This window comes from Synechocystis sp. FACHB-383, assembly GCF_014698605.1.
Classification (GTDB): domain Bacteria; phylum Cyanobacteriota; class Cyanobacteriia; order Cyanobacteriales; family Microcystaceae; genus Synechocystis; species Synechocystis salina.
Window position 1 is genome coordinate 41,842 of record NZ_JACJTJ010000043.1, and the last position, 16,750, is coordinate 58,591.

General features: G+C 49.4%; 11 protein-coding genes. 6 read left to right on the forward strand and 5 right to left on the reverse strand.

All coding sequences use genetic code 11. The features are described from left to right. The first annotated feature begins 228 nt into the window (after window positions 1-228). The 4 genes from H6G45_RS12970 (at window position 229) to H6G45_RS12985 (ending at window position 9,698) form a co-directional block, all read left to right on the forward strand. A complete protein-coding gene (locus H6G45_RS12970) occupies window positions 229-4,659 on the forward strand; it encodes a hypothetical protein (protein WP_190598836.1) in 4,431 nt (1,476 codons plus the stop codon). Between the two features lie 423 nt (window positions 4,660-5,082). Beyond that, entirely contained in the window at window positions 5,083-6,666 is a 1,584-nt protein-coding gene (locus H6G45_RS12975) for an ABC transporter permease subunit (protein WP_190598837.1), read from the forward strand. 179 nt (window positions 6,667-6,845) lie between these two features. Continuing rightward, window positions 6,846-8,543, forward strand: a complete 1,698-nt coding sequence (locus tag H6G45_RS12980) for an iron uptake porin (protein ID WP_190598838.1) — start codon at window positions 6,846-6,848, stop codon at window positions 8,541-8,543. Between the two features lie 378 nt (window positions 8,544-8,921). After that, entirely contained in the window at window positions 8,922-9,698 is a 777-nt protein-coding gene (locus H6G45_RS12985) for an EAL domain-containing protein (protein ID WP_190598839.1), read from the forward strand. 119 nt (window positions 9,699-9,817) lie between these two features. Here the strand turns inward: H6G45_RS12985 and lspA are convergent, their stop codons facing one another. The 4 genes from lspA to pap form a co-directional block, all read right to left on the reverse strand. Next, the gene (gene lspA / locus H6G45_RS12990) at window positions 9,818-10,303 is read right to left on the reverse strand and encodes a signal peptidase II (RefSeq protein WP_190598840.1); all 486 of its coding nucleotides are present in this window, start codon (window positions 10,301-10,303) and stop codon (window positions 9,818-9,820) included. After that, complete coding sequence (locus H6G45_RS12995) at window positions 10,303-10,956, reverse strand: biotin transporter BioY (RefSeq protein ID WP_190598841.1); 654 nt, start codon at window positions 10,954-10,956, stop codon at window positions 10,303-10,305. The genes lspA and H6G45_RS12995 overlap by 1 nt, the downstream gene beginning before the upstream one ends. Continuing rightward, window positions 10,940-12,028, reverse strand: coding sequence for a biotin synthase BioB (gene bioB / locus H6G45_RS13000; RefSeq protein ID WP_190598842.1), 1,089 nt, complete (start codon window positions 12,026-12,028; stop codon window positions 10,940-10,942). The genes H6G45_RS12995 and bioB overlap by 17 nt, the downstream gene beginning before the upstream one ends. A gap of 76 nt (window positions 12,029-12,104) precedes the next feature. Then, window positions 12,105-13,607, reverse strand: coding sequence for a polyphosphate:AMP phosphotransferase (pap, locus tag H6G45_RS13005; protein WP_190598843.1), 1,503 nt, complete (start codon window positions 13,605-13,607; stop codon window positions 12,105-12,107). Between the two features lie 123 nt (window positions 13,608-13,730). Between pap and H6G45_RS13010 the strand changes: the two genes are divergently transcribed. Next, entirely contained in the window at window positions 13,731-14,246 is a 516-nt protein-coding gene (locus tag H6G45_RS13010; RefSeq protein WP_190598844.1) for a TIGR02652 family protein, read from the forward strand. 41 nt (window positions 14,247-14,287) lie between these two features. On the opposite strand, the gene H6G45_RS13015 is transcribed toward H6G45_RS13010, so the two are convergent. Next, complete coding sequence (locus tag H6G45_RS13015; RefSeq protein WP_190598845.1) at window positions 14,288-14,692, reverse strand: DUF1824 family protein; 405 nt, start codon at window positions 14,690-14,692, stop codon at window positions 14,288-14,290. Between the two features lie 180 nt (window positions 14,693-14,872). On the opposite strand from H6G45_RS13015, the gene pyk reads away from it, so the two are divergent. Further along, a complete protein-coding gene (pyk, locus tag H6G45_RS13020; protein ID WP_190598846.1) occupies window positions 14,873-16,648 on the forward strand; it encodes a pyruvate kinase in 1,776 nt (591 codons plus the stop codon). Window positions 16,649-16,750 lie beyond the last annotated feature (102 nt).

Sequence of the window (16,750 nt, forward strand, 5' to 3'; positions counted from 1 at the left end):
GTCTTTCCGAACTTTACCTTGACCCCAATTTTTTGCGTAATCTCGTAATCATAATAAATTCTTTTCAAACAATTCATCTAAATCAAACTAGAAATAAACCACCTGTTGGTCAAACTAGAAACAAAGCATCTGTTGATCAAGCTTGAAATGCATATTGGTAAAACTAGTTATTGATATGGCTTGACTTAGATTGCCGAAACAGCACATCTAAATTAATTTAAAAAAACCATGGCTACTTTCAATCTAAAGATTACCAACGACAATTTCACGGGTGACATTAATGACGACATTTTTAATGGAATCTATGATGCTGCGGTTACAGATACGTTTAATTCTGGTGATACTCTCGATGGTGGTTTAGGTATTGATACCTTGCATATTGACCATCTGTTAGATGTTGCAATTACACCGCCCGATGCTCTCTGGTCTAATCTGAAGAATATTGAAAAAGTCGTCATCAATACGACGGGCGATGGCGCCCAAACGATTACGACAGGGGTGGATTTTGAGGCTGCGTTTGCGCCCCTGGGCGTAGAACTAACAACGACAACGACTGGGGCAGGAGCGATTAATCTCACTACAGCTTCATTTACGGGAGAAGCAACCTTTAACACCACCTCCATCGCAGGTGCTCAAACGATTTTAACGGGGTCAGGGGCAACCACTGTCAATGCAAAATCCGATGCGGGTGCCTTGAATATTAAAGGTGTCGGTCTTAATACAGTCTTTGCAAACACGACGGGAGCAGGAGCACAGGTAATTGGTGACAACAGTGGCAATGGTACCAACCTTACATTTGTCGATGCAACATCAGTTGGAGGCGCACAGACTATTACCAGTACAAGTACAAATGCCGTTGTTGTGAATGCAACCTCTGCTGCTGGTATGCAAATTATTAACACGGGGTCAGGGGCCGACATCATCAAAGCCTCAACTACTAGCCCTGGCAATACCATTAATACTGGAGCAGGCGACGATCTCATTACCATTGTGGAAACGGCTTCGGGGGGCTACGCAGTGGATGGGGGCGAAGGAAATGACAATATGACTGGAGGTGCAGGAAATGACCTTTTAATCGGAGGTCTTGGTAACGATACCCTGAATGGAGGAGGTGGAATTAATACCCTTGTCGGCGGCACCGGCAACGACATTTATGTGGTGGATAGTACAACTGACACGATTACTGAGAATTCAGGAGAAGGGACAGACACGATTATATCTTCTGTCAGCTTTGATCTGGGAACGAGCGCTAATGTTGAGAATCTAACCTTAACGGGAAAAGGTGACATTAACGGCACAGGCAATGGGCTTGATAATGTCATCTTGGGAAATACCGGCAACAACTCCCTCAACGGTGGTGCTGGCAGTGACACCATCACCGGGGGAGGCGGCAATGACACCATTGATGGTGGCGATCAGGCTGATACCCTAAAATATTCTGGCGATCGGAGCGATTACACCATTACATTAAGCGGCAGTACATATACGATTGTCGATGAAAGGGGTGGTTCTCCAGACGGAACTGACACCATTACCAATGTTGAAAATTTCCAATTTGCTGATGGCCCTTTTACAGCTGTCAATCTAATTGAAACAACTGCCCCCAGTGTTACAGATGTAACTTCTTTGACTCCCAATGGAATCTACAACGCCGGAGACGTAATTAGCATTCAAGTTGCTTTTAGCGAAGTGGTTAATGTCACAGGAACTCCTCAACTAACCCTTGAAACTGGAACCACAGATCGAACCATCGACTACCTTACTGGTTCAGGAACAAATACATTAGAATTTAGCTACATAGTGCAGACAGGAGATACGAGTACAGATCTCGACTATATTAATGCCTTAGCCTTATCGCTTAATAGTGGGACAATTCGAGACTCTTCAAACAACGATGCCGTCCTGACTTTGTCGGCTCCAGGAACTACCAATTCCCTGGGTAGTAACAAAAACTTGGTAATCGACACAACAGCTCCGATAGTTGTAAGCATCAATGATGGTGACGCAGATAATGTAGTTACCGTTGGTGACACCCTGACCTACACGGTTACCTTCAGTGAAGACATAAATGCCAGCACAGTCAGCGCCTCTGACTTTAACAATGCCGGCACAGCGATTATTGGCATTGGGACAATTACGGAAACTTCAGCGGGAGTATTTACCGTTCAAGTAACTCCTAGCACCACAGGTACTATTGCTCTCCGTATTCCAAGCGGTGCTGTAATTGAGGATGTGGCAGGAAATGCTTTAATTGTTCCTGTCCAAGATAATGACACCGTCACGGTTAATGCTGTCCCTGACACAACAGCTCCGATAGTTATAAATATTAACGATGGAGATGCAGATAATGTAGTTACTGTTGGTGACACCCTGACCTACACGGTCACTTTTAGTGAAGACATCAATGCCGCCACAGTCAGCGCCTCTGACTTTAACAATGCCGGCACAGCAACTATTGGCATTGGGACAATTACGGAAACTTCAGCGGGAGTATTTACCGTTCAAGTAACTCCTAGCACCACAGGTACTATTGCTCTCCGTATTCCAAGCGGTGCTGTAATTGAGGATGTGGCAGGAAATGCTTTAATTGTTCCTGTCCAAGATAATGACACCGTCACGGTTAATGCTGTCCCTGACACAACAGCTCCGATAGTTGTAAGCATCAATGATGGTGACGCAGATAATGTGGTTACCGTTGGTGACACCCTGACCTACACGGTTACCTTCAATAAAGACATCAATGCCAGCACAGTTAGTGGTACCGACTTTAACAATGCCGGCACGGCAATTATTGAGATTGGGACAATTACGGAAACTTCAGCGGGAGTGTTTACCGTTCAAGTCACCCCCACCTCCACGGGTACTATTGCTCTTCGTATTCCAAGCGGTGCTGTAATTGAGGATTTAGCAGGAAATGCTTTAACTGTTCCTGTCCAAGATAATGACACCGTCACGGTTAATGCTGTCCCTGACACAACAGCTCCGATAGTTGTAAGCATCAATGATGGTGACGCAGATAATGTGGTTACCGTTGGTGACACCCTGACCTACACGGTTACCTTCAATAAAGACATCAATGCCAGCACAGTTAGTGGTACCGACTTTAACAATGCCGGCACGGCAATTATTGAGATTGGGACAATTACGGAAACTTCAGCGGGAGTGTTTACCGTTCAAGTCACCCCCACCTCCACGGGTACTATTGCTCTCCGTATTCCAGTAGGTGCTGTAATTGAGGATTTAGCAGGAAATGCATTAACTGTTCCTGTCCAAGATAATGACATCGTCACGGTTAATGCTGTCCCTGACACAACAGCTCCGATAGTTATAAATATTAACGATGGAGATGCAGATAATTTAGTCACCGTTGGTGACACCCTGACCTACACGGTTACCTTCAGTGAAGACATCAATGCCAGCACAGTTAGTGGTACCGACTTTAACAATGCCGGCACAGCGATTATTGAGATTGGGACAATTACGGAAACTTCAGCGGGAGTGTTTACCGTTCAAGTCACCCCCACCTCCACGGGTACTATTGCTCTTCTTATTCCGAGCGGTGCTGTGATTGAGGATGTGGCAGGAAATACTTTAACTGTTCCTGTTCAAGATAATGACACCGTCACGGTTAATGCTGTTCCTGACACAACAGCTCCCAGTATTAGCCTCGCGGTTAGTCCCGACAGCGTCACTGAAGATGGTGCCGCCAACTTGGTTTACACCTTCACCCGCAACGGAACGCCCACCAGTGCCCTGACTGTTAACTACAGCATTTGCGGCACCGCTAACTCAGCCGACTACACCGGTGCCACCCCAGGAACGGGGAAAACCATTACCTTTGCTGCTGGGTCAAACACCACCATCCTCACCATTGATCCCACCGCCGATACTATCGTCGAAACGGACAACACAGTGGTCTTGACCTTGAATAGTGGCACTGGCTATACCATCGACAGCACTGGCTCCGTCATCGGTACTATCATCAATGATGATTTTCCAAACGTACCCGATAATGATGTCGGTATTGTAGCCAGGAATGATTTATTTTTCGTTCAGTTGGCCAACGGCGATGAAATCAATCTTTTATACGACAATGAACCATTTGTCAGTGGAACTTTTGGTAATTGGCAAGCTATCGAGGCAGAAACCGTTAACGGTATTAATCAAGTGCTTTGGCAAAATGGTGATACTGGCGAAATTGGTCTTTGGGACACCGATAGTAACTGGAACTGGGTTTCATCGGACGTCTGGCCCACTGAGTCCCTTAAAACCCTTGAAGCAGAGGTTACGTTCCAGACTGACATCAATAATGACGACCTTTTAGGTGATAGCTATTCTATTGTTGAAAATCAAGGTTGTACCACTGTTTTCGTACAAGGAATATTTGACTATTATCATGTCCAAACAGCCGATGATCTTACCCACCCCATTAAGTATTTGGGTGAGGCCTTTGTTACCGGAAGTTTTGGTGATTGGCAGGGGTTAGCGGCGGAAACCGTTGACGGTATTAATCAAGTCCTTTGGCAAAATGTTGGTACTGGCGAAGTTGGTCTTTGGAACACCGATAGTAACTGGAACTGGATTTCATCGGACGTTTTTGCAGTTGACTCTCCCCAGGCACAGGCCCTACAGCCAACTTTTGGGGTAAATTTCATCTGAAGCCATAATCAATAACCTATATTCCCATCAACTTATCTATTGATAGGAATATGGCTATCTTTCGTCAAAAAAATACCGATTCCCTGCCTGAACGGCGATCGCCTCTAGGATTTGGCTACTTATCTAAGTAGTAACAACCCGAATCTGAGGCGATTTCATCGTGGGAATGAAGTTGAAACTCTAAATTCGGGAATACTTCCAAAACCCGGAGATCGGGCATAAATCATGATTGTTCTCGCAGGACACGGGAAGTAGATCCAGTTTGACCTTAGATTTAGATGGGGAATAAAAAGTATTCTACGATGCTATTCCCCCTGGCTTTTCCCGAAATACTGGGGAAGTTTGTTAACTGTCTCCCTTAGTCGTTAAAAATTTAAACGAAAGTCCGCGGAGGCTAGACCCACGGTATGAGGAATGTAGGGCATGGTGAAATTTAATCATTGGGGGAGGGCTTGGCGTTATTACCTATTGCTGGCCCTGGGGATATTTTTGGCGATCGCCATGCAGTTTACCCCGGCCTTTTCCCAGGTTTCCCGCAAAACCATCATTGTGGCCACGGAACCAACCTTTCCTCCCTTTGAAATGACCGACGAAGCCACGGGGCAATTAACCGGTTTTGACGTTGATTTGATTAAGGCGATCGGAGAGGCTGCCCAGGTCACCATCGACATCCAAGGTTATCCCTTTGACGGTATTATTCCCGCCCTGCAATCCAACACAGTGGGGGCGGCCATCAGTGCCATTACCATTACCCCAGAGCGGGCCCAGTCGGTAGCTTTTTCTAGCCCCTATTTCAAGTCAGTGCTGTCGATCGCCGTGCAGGATGGCAACGACACCATCAAAAGTCTGAAGGATCTGGAAGGGAAAAGATTAGCCGTGGCGATCGGGACCACCGGGGCCATGGTGGCCACCAAAGTACCTGGGGCCAATGTGACCAATTTTGATTCCATCACTTCCGCCTTGCAGGAATTAGTGAACGGTAACGCCGATGCGGTGATCAACGACCGACCAGTGTTACTCTACGCCATCAAAGATGCGGGTCTCAAGAACGTCAAAATTGGGGCCAATGTGGGCAGTGAAGATTATTACGGCATTGCCATGCCCCTAGCACCCGCGGGGGAAATTAATCAAACCAGGGAAGCGCTCAACCAGGGTTTATTCCAAATCATTGAAAATGGCACCTATAACGCCATCTATGAAAAATGGTTTGGCGAAAAGAATCCGCCTTTTCTACCCCTAGTGGCTCCCTCTCTGGTGGGTAAAGTGGGTACGGCCCAGACCCTGACCGAACGCAGTCAAGCTAGCCCCAACGACAATTTTCTCATCACCCTGTTCCGCAATCTCTTTAAGGGTTCCATTCTCACCGTTTTGCTCACGGCTTTCTCAGTGTTCTTTGGCTTAATCGGTGGCACCGGGGTGGCGATCGCCTTAATTTCCGACATTAAACCCCTGCAACTGCTCTTTCGCATCTATGTGGAGTTTTTCCGGGGCACTCCCATGCTGGTGCAACTGTTTATCATTTATTTCGGTTTACCAGCCCTATTCAAGGAAATTGGCTTGGGCATCACCATTGACCGTTTTCCCGCGGCCATCATTGCCCTCAGTCTGAACGTGGCCGCCTATTTAGCAGAAATTATCCGGGGGGGCATTCAATCCATTGACCGGGGTCAGTGGGAAGCCTGTGAATCCCTGGGTATGTCCCCTTGGCAGACCATGAAAGAGGTAATTTTCCCCCAGGCTTTCCGCCGCATTTTGCCGCCCCTGGGCAACGAGTTTATCACCCTGATTAAGGACACCAGTTTAACCGCTGTGATTGGCTTCCAGGAGCTCTTCCGGGAAGGGCAATTGATTGTGGCCACCACCTATCGGGCTTTCGAAGTTTATATTGCCGTTGCTTTAGTTTATTTACTCCTCACTACCATTTCTTCCTTCGTCTTCAAATGGCTAGAAAATTACATGGACCCCGTTGGTCGGGCGAAGAAAAATGCAAAGGCAGTGACGGCTTAGCTTGGTTTCTGCTGCGGCTGTAATGCTTGTTCTATGCAGGTAGCCGATAATCTTCTCCACCTATCAAGTCAGTTTCATTAACCCCTTTGTTAATTTCCTGTAGCTGACCAATCTCCCCACCATCTATTTTTTATTTGCATCTAGTGTCTGACTTTTTCATTAACTAAATCAATTAAAAAATGAACTTCACCAAACAGTTTGCTTGCCTATCTTCCCTGGGGATCACTGTATTAGCCACGGTCATTGTGGGGGGAAGAAATACGGAGCCCATTTTCGCCCAGTCCTTGGATAATTTAGACAATTTATCTGCACAGAATAATTTTCCCCAGCGGCGACGCTTGGGACGAACTTTTACCGTCGATAATAATGCCCAAACGTCCGTTAGTAGTTTGCAAACTACCATGGGGCAAGTGACCAGTGTTGATCAATTGCGGGATGTGCAACCCACTGCCTGGGCCTATGAAGCTCTACAAAGCCTCGTGGATCGCTATGGCTGTATTGTGGGCTATCCCGACCGTACTTTCCGGGGCGATCGGGCGTTGAGTCGCTGGGAATTTGCCGCTGGCTTAAATGCTTGCATGAACGTAATGGAGCGTTTAATACAAGAAAATGTGGCAGTTTTACGGGAGGATATTGATAAACTCAAACTTTTAGCCCAACAATTTCAACAGGAATTGAATGCCTACGGTGCCCGCATTGATAACTTAGAAACTCGCATTGCTTACCTAGAGGATCACCAGTTTTCTGTCACCACTAAGTTAACGGGGGATTCCATTTGGGTTTTGTCTGGAGTTGGAGGCAGTGAACAGGCCGATGGTCCGCCGGATCAACCGGTACAAAATGGCGAAGTTACCGTTAACTTTCGTCAAAGAATTAATTTTAATACTAGCTTTTCTGGGGAAGACAATCTGTTGGTGCGCTTACAATCGGGCAATTTTTTCTTGGCCCGGGGCGGTAGTAATTTAACTGATTTTAACTTTGCCGCCACCGAAGAACAGGGCAATTTAAATGTTAATAAAGTTCAGTACAATTTCCCCGTTGGCGATCGGGCTCGCATTTGGCTAGCGGGTAATCGCATCACCATGGACGACATCATGGACCCCCTCGCTCCCTACACCAATTCCTTCACCGATGGGGCGGTGTCTTTCTTCGGGGCGATCGCCCCTATTTATTTACCCAACGACAATTCTGGTCCCGGGGCGGGTTTTTCCTACAGCTTCACCGATGACCTCAGTTTGGGAGGCTTTTATTCCGCCGGTAAGGGCTTTTCCCCCAATCAAAGTGAAGGACTATTTAACGGTCAATTTGGGGTGGGGGCCCAGTTGAATTATGTCCCCGCCGCCAACACTGGAGTGGCTTTTTCCTATCTCCATAACTACATCCCCCAGGGGCAATACGACAGCTTTTCTGCTTTGGGCTTCACCGGTTTGGCCAACACTGATAACCCTTTTGATGACGCCGCCAGTAGCACTAACCATTACGCCGTTATTTGGACCTGGCAGTTGGCCGATTGGTTTAGCCTGGAAGGTTGGGGCATGTATAGCGATGCAACGGCCAAAAGTGGCGATCGCCAAGGGGATACGGCAGACATTTGGAACTGGAAAGTTAGCTTAGCTTTTCCCGATTTGGGTAAGGAGGGCAATGTGGGCGTCGTATCAGTAGGACAACCCCCCTATGCTTCCTTTATCAGTAATAACAATAATGTGCCTGATATTACCCCCGCCACCACCGATGCTCCTTGGTTTGTGGAAACCTTTTACCTCTACCAATTCAACGATAATATTTCCCTCACCCCGGCCTTTTGGATTGGCATTAATCCCGCCAATGGCCGAGATCCCCTCTGGGTAGCCGCTTTAAGAACTAGCTTTAAGTTTTAGCTGTTCAAACAATGTCATTTTATGGCCCTGCTAATGATGTCATTACAGGCAGACGTTTTCTTTTATGCCACTTAACATTCTTATAACAGCTATATTTGGAAGTCTCATCTGTCCCCACTTCCGGAAATATAGCCTCATCGGATTTACAGCGGTTACGAAATCTTAGTGGCACAGCAAAACTCTGAAGGAAATAAGTGTTATTACTGTTTTTTATATATCAACCTGATTCAGAATTTGCTGTATCGTAGGTGTTTAAACAGTCGCCATCCTTTGATGTTCCCTTACCTTCTCAACACTCCGTGCCTTCTCCCCTCTTTTTCCAAAATTCCCCCACTCTGATGAAAAAGGGATATTTGGGCTATCAACTCACGGAGCTGGATGATCACCATTGATGCAATTCGCGCTGGTTTAGATCAGGGCGAGTTTTTCCTAGAGTATTTACCTGTTGTCAGACTTGTCGAGGGCCACTGTGTCGGTGCGGAGGCTTTGATTCGGTGGAGAAGGCCATCCGGAACGGTGATGCCGGACCAGTTCATTCCCCTGATCGAGGACACTCCCGTATCGGGGTTGCTGACCTATTGGGTAATTGAAACCATGGCAGCCGAGTTAGGCGAGTGGCTCCGGGTCCACGAAGAGGCCCATCTCAGTTTCAATGTACCGCCGGAAATTCTGGGGCGGGGCGGACTGGAGTATGCCGCAGACAAGACTGGGTTGGCGCTCCTCCGGCGACAGCTCATCCTTGAAGTAACAGAAAGGGGATTACCGGATCGGTTAGGCCTTGCTGCCCTCGAAGCTGCTACTCAGTCTGGTGTCCGAATTGCCCTTGATGACGTGATGCTAGGTGGTGCAAATCTGGCTATCTTGTCCCGTTGTCCCTTGGATATTATTAAGATCGACCGGTCCCTCGTTGCCCAGATCACTTCCGATTGCCCCTGTCCGGGGTGGCTTGGGGGGCTTTCAGCCTTGCTACAATCGACCCAATTAGAGGTCGTCGCCGAGGGGCTCGAAACCGAAATACAGGTTGTGGCTCTCCAATCTGCAGGGATTTCGATGGCCCAAGGGTATTATTATTCGAGCCCTATCCCGGCTGAGGAATTTAAAAATTACTATTGGCGTACACGGGGACAGCCGAGTCAAACTGGCAATCGCGGTTGAGCCGGGTAGTTAACCAAGCAAGCTCACAAGTTATTACCGTTGCTGGTTTAGAAGATGTTTAAAAAATTCAGAGCGATGAATTTATCGGTCTACATCGATCCACTAAATAGCCTTAGGTTTTAATCAACCTTACGGGAAGAAACGGGGAAAAAACTGGCCCAGAGTAGGGCGGCAATGCCAATGTTAATGGAAACATCGGCCAGGTTAAAAATGGGGAAATTAATCAGGCGAAAATCGAGAAAATCGATTACATGACCAAATAAAAAACGGTCAATGCCATTGCCCACTGCCCCTGCCAGAATGCAACCGTAGCCCAACTGTTCTAACTTGCGGAGGGGAACTTTGCCAGCAAAGATAATTAAGCCGACGCTTACTCCGAGGGAAAGCCATTTTAACCAGCCAGCACCGCCGCGAAAAGCACTGAATGCCGCCCCGGTATTTAGCACATAGGTGAAATGAAAAATCCCAGACCACAGCGGCCAGGTTGTACCGACGGGGTCCATGGCCTGGCTCACCCAAAGTTTACTGATCTGATCCAAAATAATGCCGGCGATCGCCACTTGCCAGAAGAGGGGGTTTTTAGCGAGGGAAAAAGACCGGGCCATCAATAAAACAAGATTCTCCGCAAAAAGTAGGCCAGCACAGCAGTCAGACAGACCAGAATAATCTGGCCGGGCAGAGCCATGAGGGAAAAAGTCAATAGGGCCTGGGGTAGGTCTGGCAGGGACAAAATGGGGGGATTACCCAGTTTCAGCAAAGCCATCATCCCTAGATAAACTATACCCGCACCGTGGATGACCCCCAAACCGGCCAGGCAACTGAGGGCCAGGGTTTCAATTTTGGTTTGGGAACGGTAAGCCAACCAACCACAGACCCAAGCTCCCGGAATGAAACCTAATAAGTAGCCAAAGGTAGGCTGTTGCCAGTAGTCCCAGCCGCCGCCATGGGCAAAAATTGGTAGCCAAGCTAGGCCCAGCATAATATAACCCAACTGGGCGATCGCCCCGGCCCTAGCCCCGCCCAAACAGGCGGTGAGTAATACGGCCCCCACCTGGTAGGTTGTGCCCAGGGGATTGGAATAAATACCATCCTCCCACCATTGCCAAGGGGGATTGGTGGCAAATACCTGCACAAAGGTACAAAAAACAGTCAACAGCAGTCCGGCGATCGCCAACAGGACTTCTGCCAGCAGGGAAGGCTTGGGGAGTTCAATCTCCTCCGTCACAAGGTCGAGGTCAGATTCAGGATTGGTATTCACCGGGGACAGGGGCCTCTCCCCCTTCGAGGCCAAGGGATGCCAATAATTGTTGATCTTGTTCGGGGGGCTGGCCCAGGGTAGTTAAATAATGGCCCACTAGCATAGCGTTAATGCCTGCCTTTAGACCCAAATCTTGTAATTCCCCCATCACCGCCTCCCGGCCGCCAGCATAACGAATAATTTGTTGGGGCAAAATAAACCGGAAAATGGAGATCGCCTTGAGGGCGTCGTAGGGATTCAACTTTTGCTGTTCCCCCAAAGGAGTGCCAGGGCGGGGATTGAGCAGATTGAGGGGCACCGATTCCACTTCCAGATCCCGCAGGGCTAACGCGAGGTCAATGCGGTCTTCCCAACTTTCCCCCATGCCCAAAATGCCGCCGGTGCAAGCTTGGATGCCCGCCGCTTTAAGATTTTTCACCGTATCTACCCGGTCTTGCCAAGTGTGGGTGGTAACAATTTTGTCGTAATAGGTGGCGGATGCTTCCAAGTTATGGTTATAGCGGGTTACCCCAGCCTCTTTTAATTGCTGGGCCTGCTCCGGGGTCACTTCCCCCAACGCGCAACAGGGCTTAATGTTGGTTTCCTGGATAATTTGCCGCACCGTGGCCAGGATTTGTTCAAATTCCCGATCCTTGGGGCTATGGTATTTGGGGCCCCGACCCTGGCTAACTAAGCAAAAACGTTTGGCCCCCGCCGCCGCCGCCGCCCTGGCCTGTGCCAGGATTTCCGCCTCGGTCTTGAGGCCATAAATAGGGGAGTTGGGGTCGGGATGGTGACTAGATTGGGAGCAAAAGCCGCAGTTTTCGGAGCAGTTACCAGATTTAACGTTGATGATGCTGCAAAGGTCCACCACATTGCCACAGCAGGCTTCTCGAATGCGATTGGCCGCTTCACAGAGCAGGAGAATAGCGTCTTCCCCCTCGATCGCCGCCAACTGTAATGCTTCTTCCCTGGTCAGGCAATCGCCGTCAATAATGCGCTGACTCAGACCTGTTAACCAAGCCTGCAGAGTCCCGTGGCGATCGGCCGGGGAATGGGAGGGGGACGGGGGACGGGAAGATGCTAGAACCACGGCAATATGGGGTTAGGGGTCTGGATCGAAATTAAAGGGCATTTTATCATGGTGGGCAAAGGTGCCAGGGGGGTTATCAATCCTTGCCCCGGCGTTTAAGCTCCATTTTCACCGCTTCCACCACCGTTTGAATTACTTGCACCCGAGCGAAATATTTATCGTTGGCGGGCACCACTGTCCAGGGAGCGGCAGGGGTGTTGGTGCGGGCAATCATCTGGTTAACGGCAACATCATAGAGGGGCCATTTTTCCCGGTTGCGCCAGTCCTCATCCGTGAGTTTGTATTGCTTGAAGGGATTGTTTTGTCGTTCTTCAAAGCGGGCTAACTGTTCTTCGGGGCTGATATGGAGGAAAAATTTCACCACCACATAGCCTTCCGCCGTCAACTCCGCCTCAAACTCATTGATTTCCCGGTAGGCCCGTAACCATTCTTTTTCCCGGGCAAACCCTTCCACCCGTTCCACCATCACCCGGCCGTACCAACTGCGGTCAAAAATACCAATTTTTCCGCCGGGGGGAATGCGACGCCAAAAACGCCAAAGGTAATGGAATTGGGCTTCTTCCTCGGTGGGGGCGGCAAAAGTGTTGACCTGGTAACTGCGGGGGTCCAAGGTGTCCGTTAAACGTTTGATGGCTCCCCCCTTGCCAGCGGCATCCCAGCCTTCAAACAGAGCAATCACTGGCACTTTTTCCTGGTAAATCTTAGCCTGTAATTTACGTAATTCAATCTGGCTATCCCGCAACCGTTGCCGATAGTCATCCTTGCTTAGTTGCGCGCTCAAATCCACTTTAGCGAGGAAATTGGGCTCGGTGGGGAGCAATTCCTTTTGGGGCGGGCTTAGTTCAATTTTGACGTTGGCCCTGGCCCGTTTTTGGTCTAGGGCTTGGACAATCACTGCCACCAGTTGGGACAGTACTTTTACCCTGGACCACCGTTCACAGTCTCCCTCCACCAGAGTCCAGGGGCCGTAGCCAGTGCTGGTGTAGGTGAGCATTTCTTCCACGAGGGCGGAGTATTCCTGGTAGCGCTTCTCCTGTTGCCAATCCTCCGGCCGCACCCGCCACATTTCTAGCTCGTCGGCCTCGTATTTTTTTAGGCGTTTTTTCAGTTCTTTTTGACTAATATGTACCCAAAATTTGGCGATCGCCGCTCCGTCCTCCACCAACTGGCGCTCAAAGGCGTTAATATCCCGCATCACTAGGGGCACGTGGACCGCGGGAATACGACTAAATAACCGCTCTTCTAGACAATTGGTGTACCAACTATGGTAGAAAAAGCCCAAACTGCCCTTGGGGGGAAGCTTTTGCCAAAAACGCCAAAGAAAAGGGTACATTCTTTCCTGTTCATTGGCCGCAAAGATAGGATTAACGGAAAACCCCCTGGGGTCCATGTAGTTAACAATTTTCTTCAGCAATGTGCCCTTACCGGCGGCGGCCCAACCCTCTAGGACGATGATCACTGGAATTTTTTCTTCCCAACAGGATTGCTGCAGACTCCGTAACTGCCGCATCAAATCCTCTAGTTGTTCTTTGTAACTTTCTTTATCCAGTTTGAGGGAAAGGTCGAGGGCATCTAGCATAGGCGATCGCCAGGGGGAAGGAAGAATGATTGTCGGCCTAAGTTTAGGCCAGAAACCCAGGAAAAGATCCCTTGGTTATAATGTGGGGGCCTCTGCTTTAACCGCCCATTCCAACGGTTTTCCATGCAAAATCTCGGTTTACAATACCCCCTTTTTGGTCCAGAAATCCAATGTCCCCACTGTCGGCAAACCATTCCAGCCTTGACCTTAACGGACACCTACCTCTGCAATCGCCATGGAGCCTTTGAAGTTAATCCCGATACGGAGGATCTAGTCCATTTGCAATCTGGAAGGCACTGGCGCTTTTGGCAGGGAGAATGGTACCGGCAACATACTCATCCCGACGGTATCCGCTTTGAAATTCATGAAGCCTTGGACCGTCTCTACACGGAAGGTTACCGGGCCACCAAGGTAATCATTGCCCACCGTTACTACGATTTGGTCAGCGTTTATCTGCAACGGCAAGGTAGCTGGCGTAACCCCGAAGACCGGGATAGTCCCCTACCCCGTCTTTACGGTCTGCCGGTGGAATTTAGCTCCCCAGGTACAGCGGATGATTGTTGGCGGGTAATTAACTTTGACCTGGAAAAGGAAAAGGGCATTCCCAAGCGCTATCCTTACTTTCGTTTATTTGATTAGTTCAGATTAAAGTGCGCTGAACCAAGTCTTTCAACTTCCATTCAATCAGCGAACAAATCCAACGGGAAATAACCATAGGTGCCCGCCAGGGCTTCATCCTCCGTTTGGCAGGAAATCAACACCCCCCGGTAACTACCTTCGTAACTGGCCACATAAAACCGCAGGGATTGGCTCTGGCACTTCAAATATACTGGCCCCTGGATAGTTTGTTCTTCCATGGCGATCGCCGGGTCGTAGTCCAGGGCCTGGAGATATTGTCCCAGGGCTGCTTCGGCACTACTTTGGTCGTCGGCACAAATACCAAAATTTTCCGTTTCGCTCTGGCTACAAACCCAGAGAATGGCCCGGCGTAGGTCATCCCGTTCTTGATCATTCTGGGGAATGCGGATTTCCAAGCGACTGTAATCCTTTAGTAGAGCCAACGAAGCAGAACCGGAACCATCCATACAAAATCCTATAAAACCTTGGAGAAAAAATTTCCCACCGCCCAGCCTACCATCGTTCGCCCCCTAATCTGGTGCAACTGAAACGGCGATCGTGGCGGATAATGAGAATATTTCCCTGGCGCCGCCTAAAATTCCACGGCCTTAACTATTATATTTAACTGCCCCTAATTTCAGCCCATTATGCAAACGTCTCCCCTTCCCCGTCGTACCAAAATTGTCGCTACCATCGGCCCCGCGACCCAAAGCAAGGAAGTGCTGAGACAATTAATCCAAGCCGGTGCCACCACTTTCCGCCTCAATTTTTCCCATGGGGACCATAGCTACCATCAACAAAGTATCCGTTTGATTCGTCAAATTGCTTTTGAATTGAACCAACCGGTGGGCATCTTGCAGGATTTACAGGGGCCCAAAATTCGGGTGGGCAAATTTTTGAATGATGCGGGCTCTGTACAACTGAAAAATGGTGACCCCTACATTCTTACCAGTCGCCCGGTGGAGTGTACTGAAATTATTAGTTCCATCAGCTATGAGCATTTAGCGGATGAAGTTCCCTCTGGCGCAAGGATTTTGCTCGACGACGGCAAACTGGAAATGCTAGTGGAGGAAATTGACCGGGTCAATCGGGATCTGCACTGTCGGGTAATTGTTGGGGGGACCCTTTCCAGCAATAAGGGGGTTAACTTCCCTGGGGTTTGTCTTTCCGTTAAGGCGATGACGGACAAGGATAAGGAAGATTTGATGTTTGGCCTTGACCAAGGGGTGGACTGGGTGGCCCTGAGCTTTGTGCGCAATCCCCAGGACATTGATGAAATTAAAGGTTTAATTGCGGCGGCGGGAAAATCAGTGCCGGTGATCGCCAAAATTGAAAAGCACGAAGCCATCAAGGATATGCAGGCGGTGCTGGAAAAATGTGATGGGGTAATGGTGGCCCGGGGGGACCTGGGGGTAGAACTGCCGGCGGAGGATGTGCCGATTTTGCAGAAAAAGCTCATTGCCACCGCTAACCGTTTGGGCATTCCCGTTATTACCGCCACCCAAATGCTGGACAGTATGGTTAACAGTCCCCGACCCACCAGGGCTGAGGTATCCGATGTGGCCAATGCCATCCTCGATGGTACCGATGCGGTGATGCTTTCCAACGAAACGGCGATCGGGAAATTTCCTGTGGAAGCGGTGGCTATTATGGCCAAAATTGCGGAGCGCATTGAGCAAGAAGATATCAACCCCTCCCAGGCGGAAGCTAGCCGCACTTCCATCCCCAATGCCATTTCCAGTGCAGTCAGCCAGATTGCGGAAACCCTCAACGCCGCGGCCATTATGTCTTTGACTAAAACCGGCTCCACTGCCCGCCATGTGTCCAAATTCCGCCCCAAAACCCCCATTCTGGCCGTTACTCCCCATGTGGACGTGTCCCGTCAGTTGCAATTGGTGTGGGGAGTTAAGCCTCTCCTAGTGTTAGATTTACCTTCCACCAGTCAAACGTTCCAAGCCGCCATTAACGTGGCCCAGGAAAACCATTTTCTCCGGGATGGGGACCTGGTGGTGATGACTGCTGGGACATTGCAGGGGGTGGCTGGCTCCACCGATTTAATTAAAGTGGAAGTGGTCAAGGCCATTCTCGGTCGGGGCGTAGGCATTGGCCAGGGGGCCGTCAGTGGTCGGGCTAGGGTAGCGGCGCATCCCCAGGCGATCGCCCAGTTTACCCAGGGAGAAATTTTAGTAGTACCTTCTACCAACGCTGATTGTGTGGAGATGATGCGGCGGGCAGCGGGCATTATCACCGAAGAAGAAAGCCTAACCAGCCATGCAGCCATCATTGGTTTGCGGCTGGGGGTGCCAGTGATTGTGGGCTTTAAGGGAGCTACCCAAAAGATTCGGGACGGAGCCATTGTCACCATTGATGCTCAAAAAGGACTGATTTATTCCGGTGCATTGCCCCCAGTGTCTAAAGGATAGGGGATGGTTCGGGGCCCAGGGACGGGACCATAAACCCACAGAGTTGCCCAGCTTGCGGCCCCTGGACCAGTAACATTTTGTTGACATCCTCTCCCAGCAATC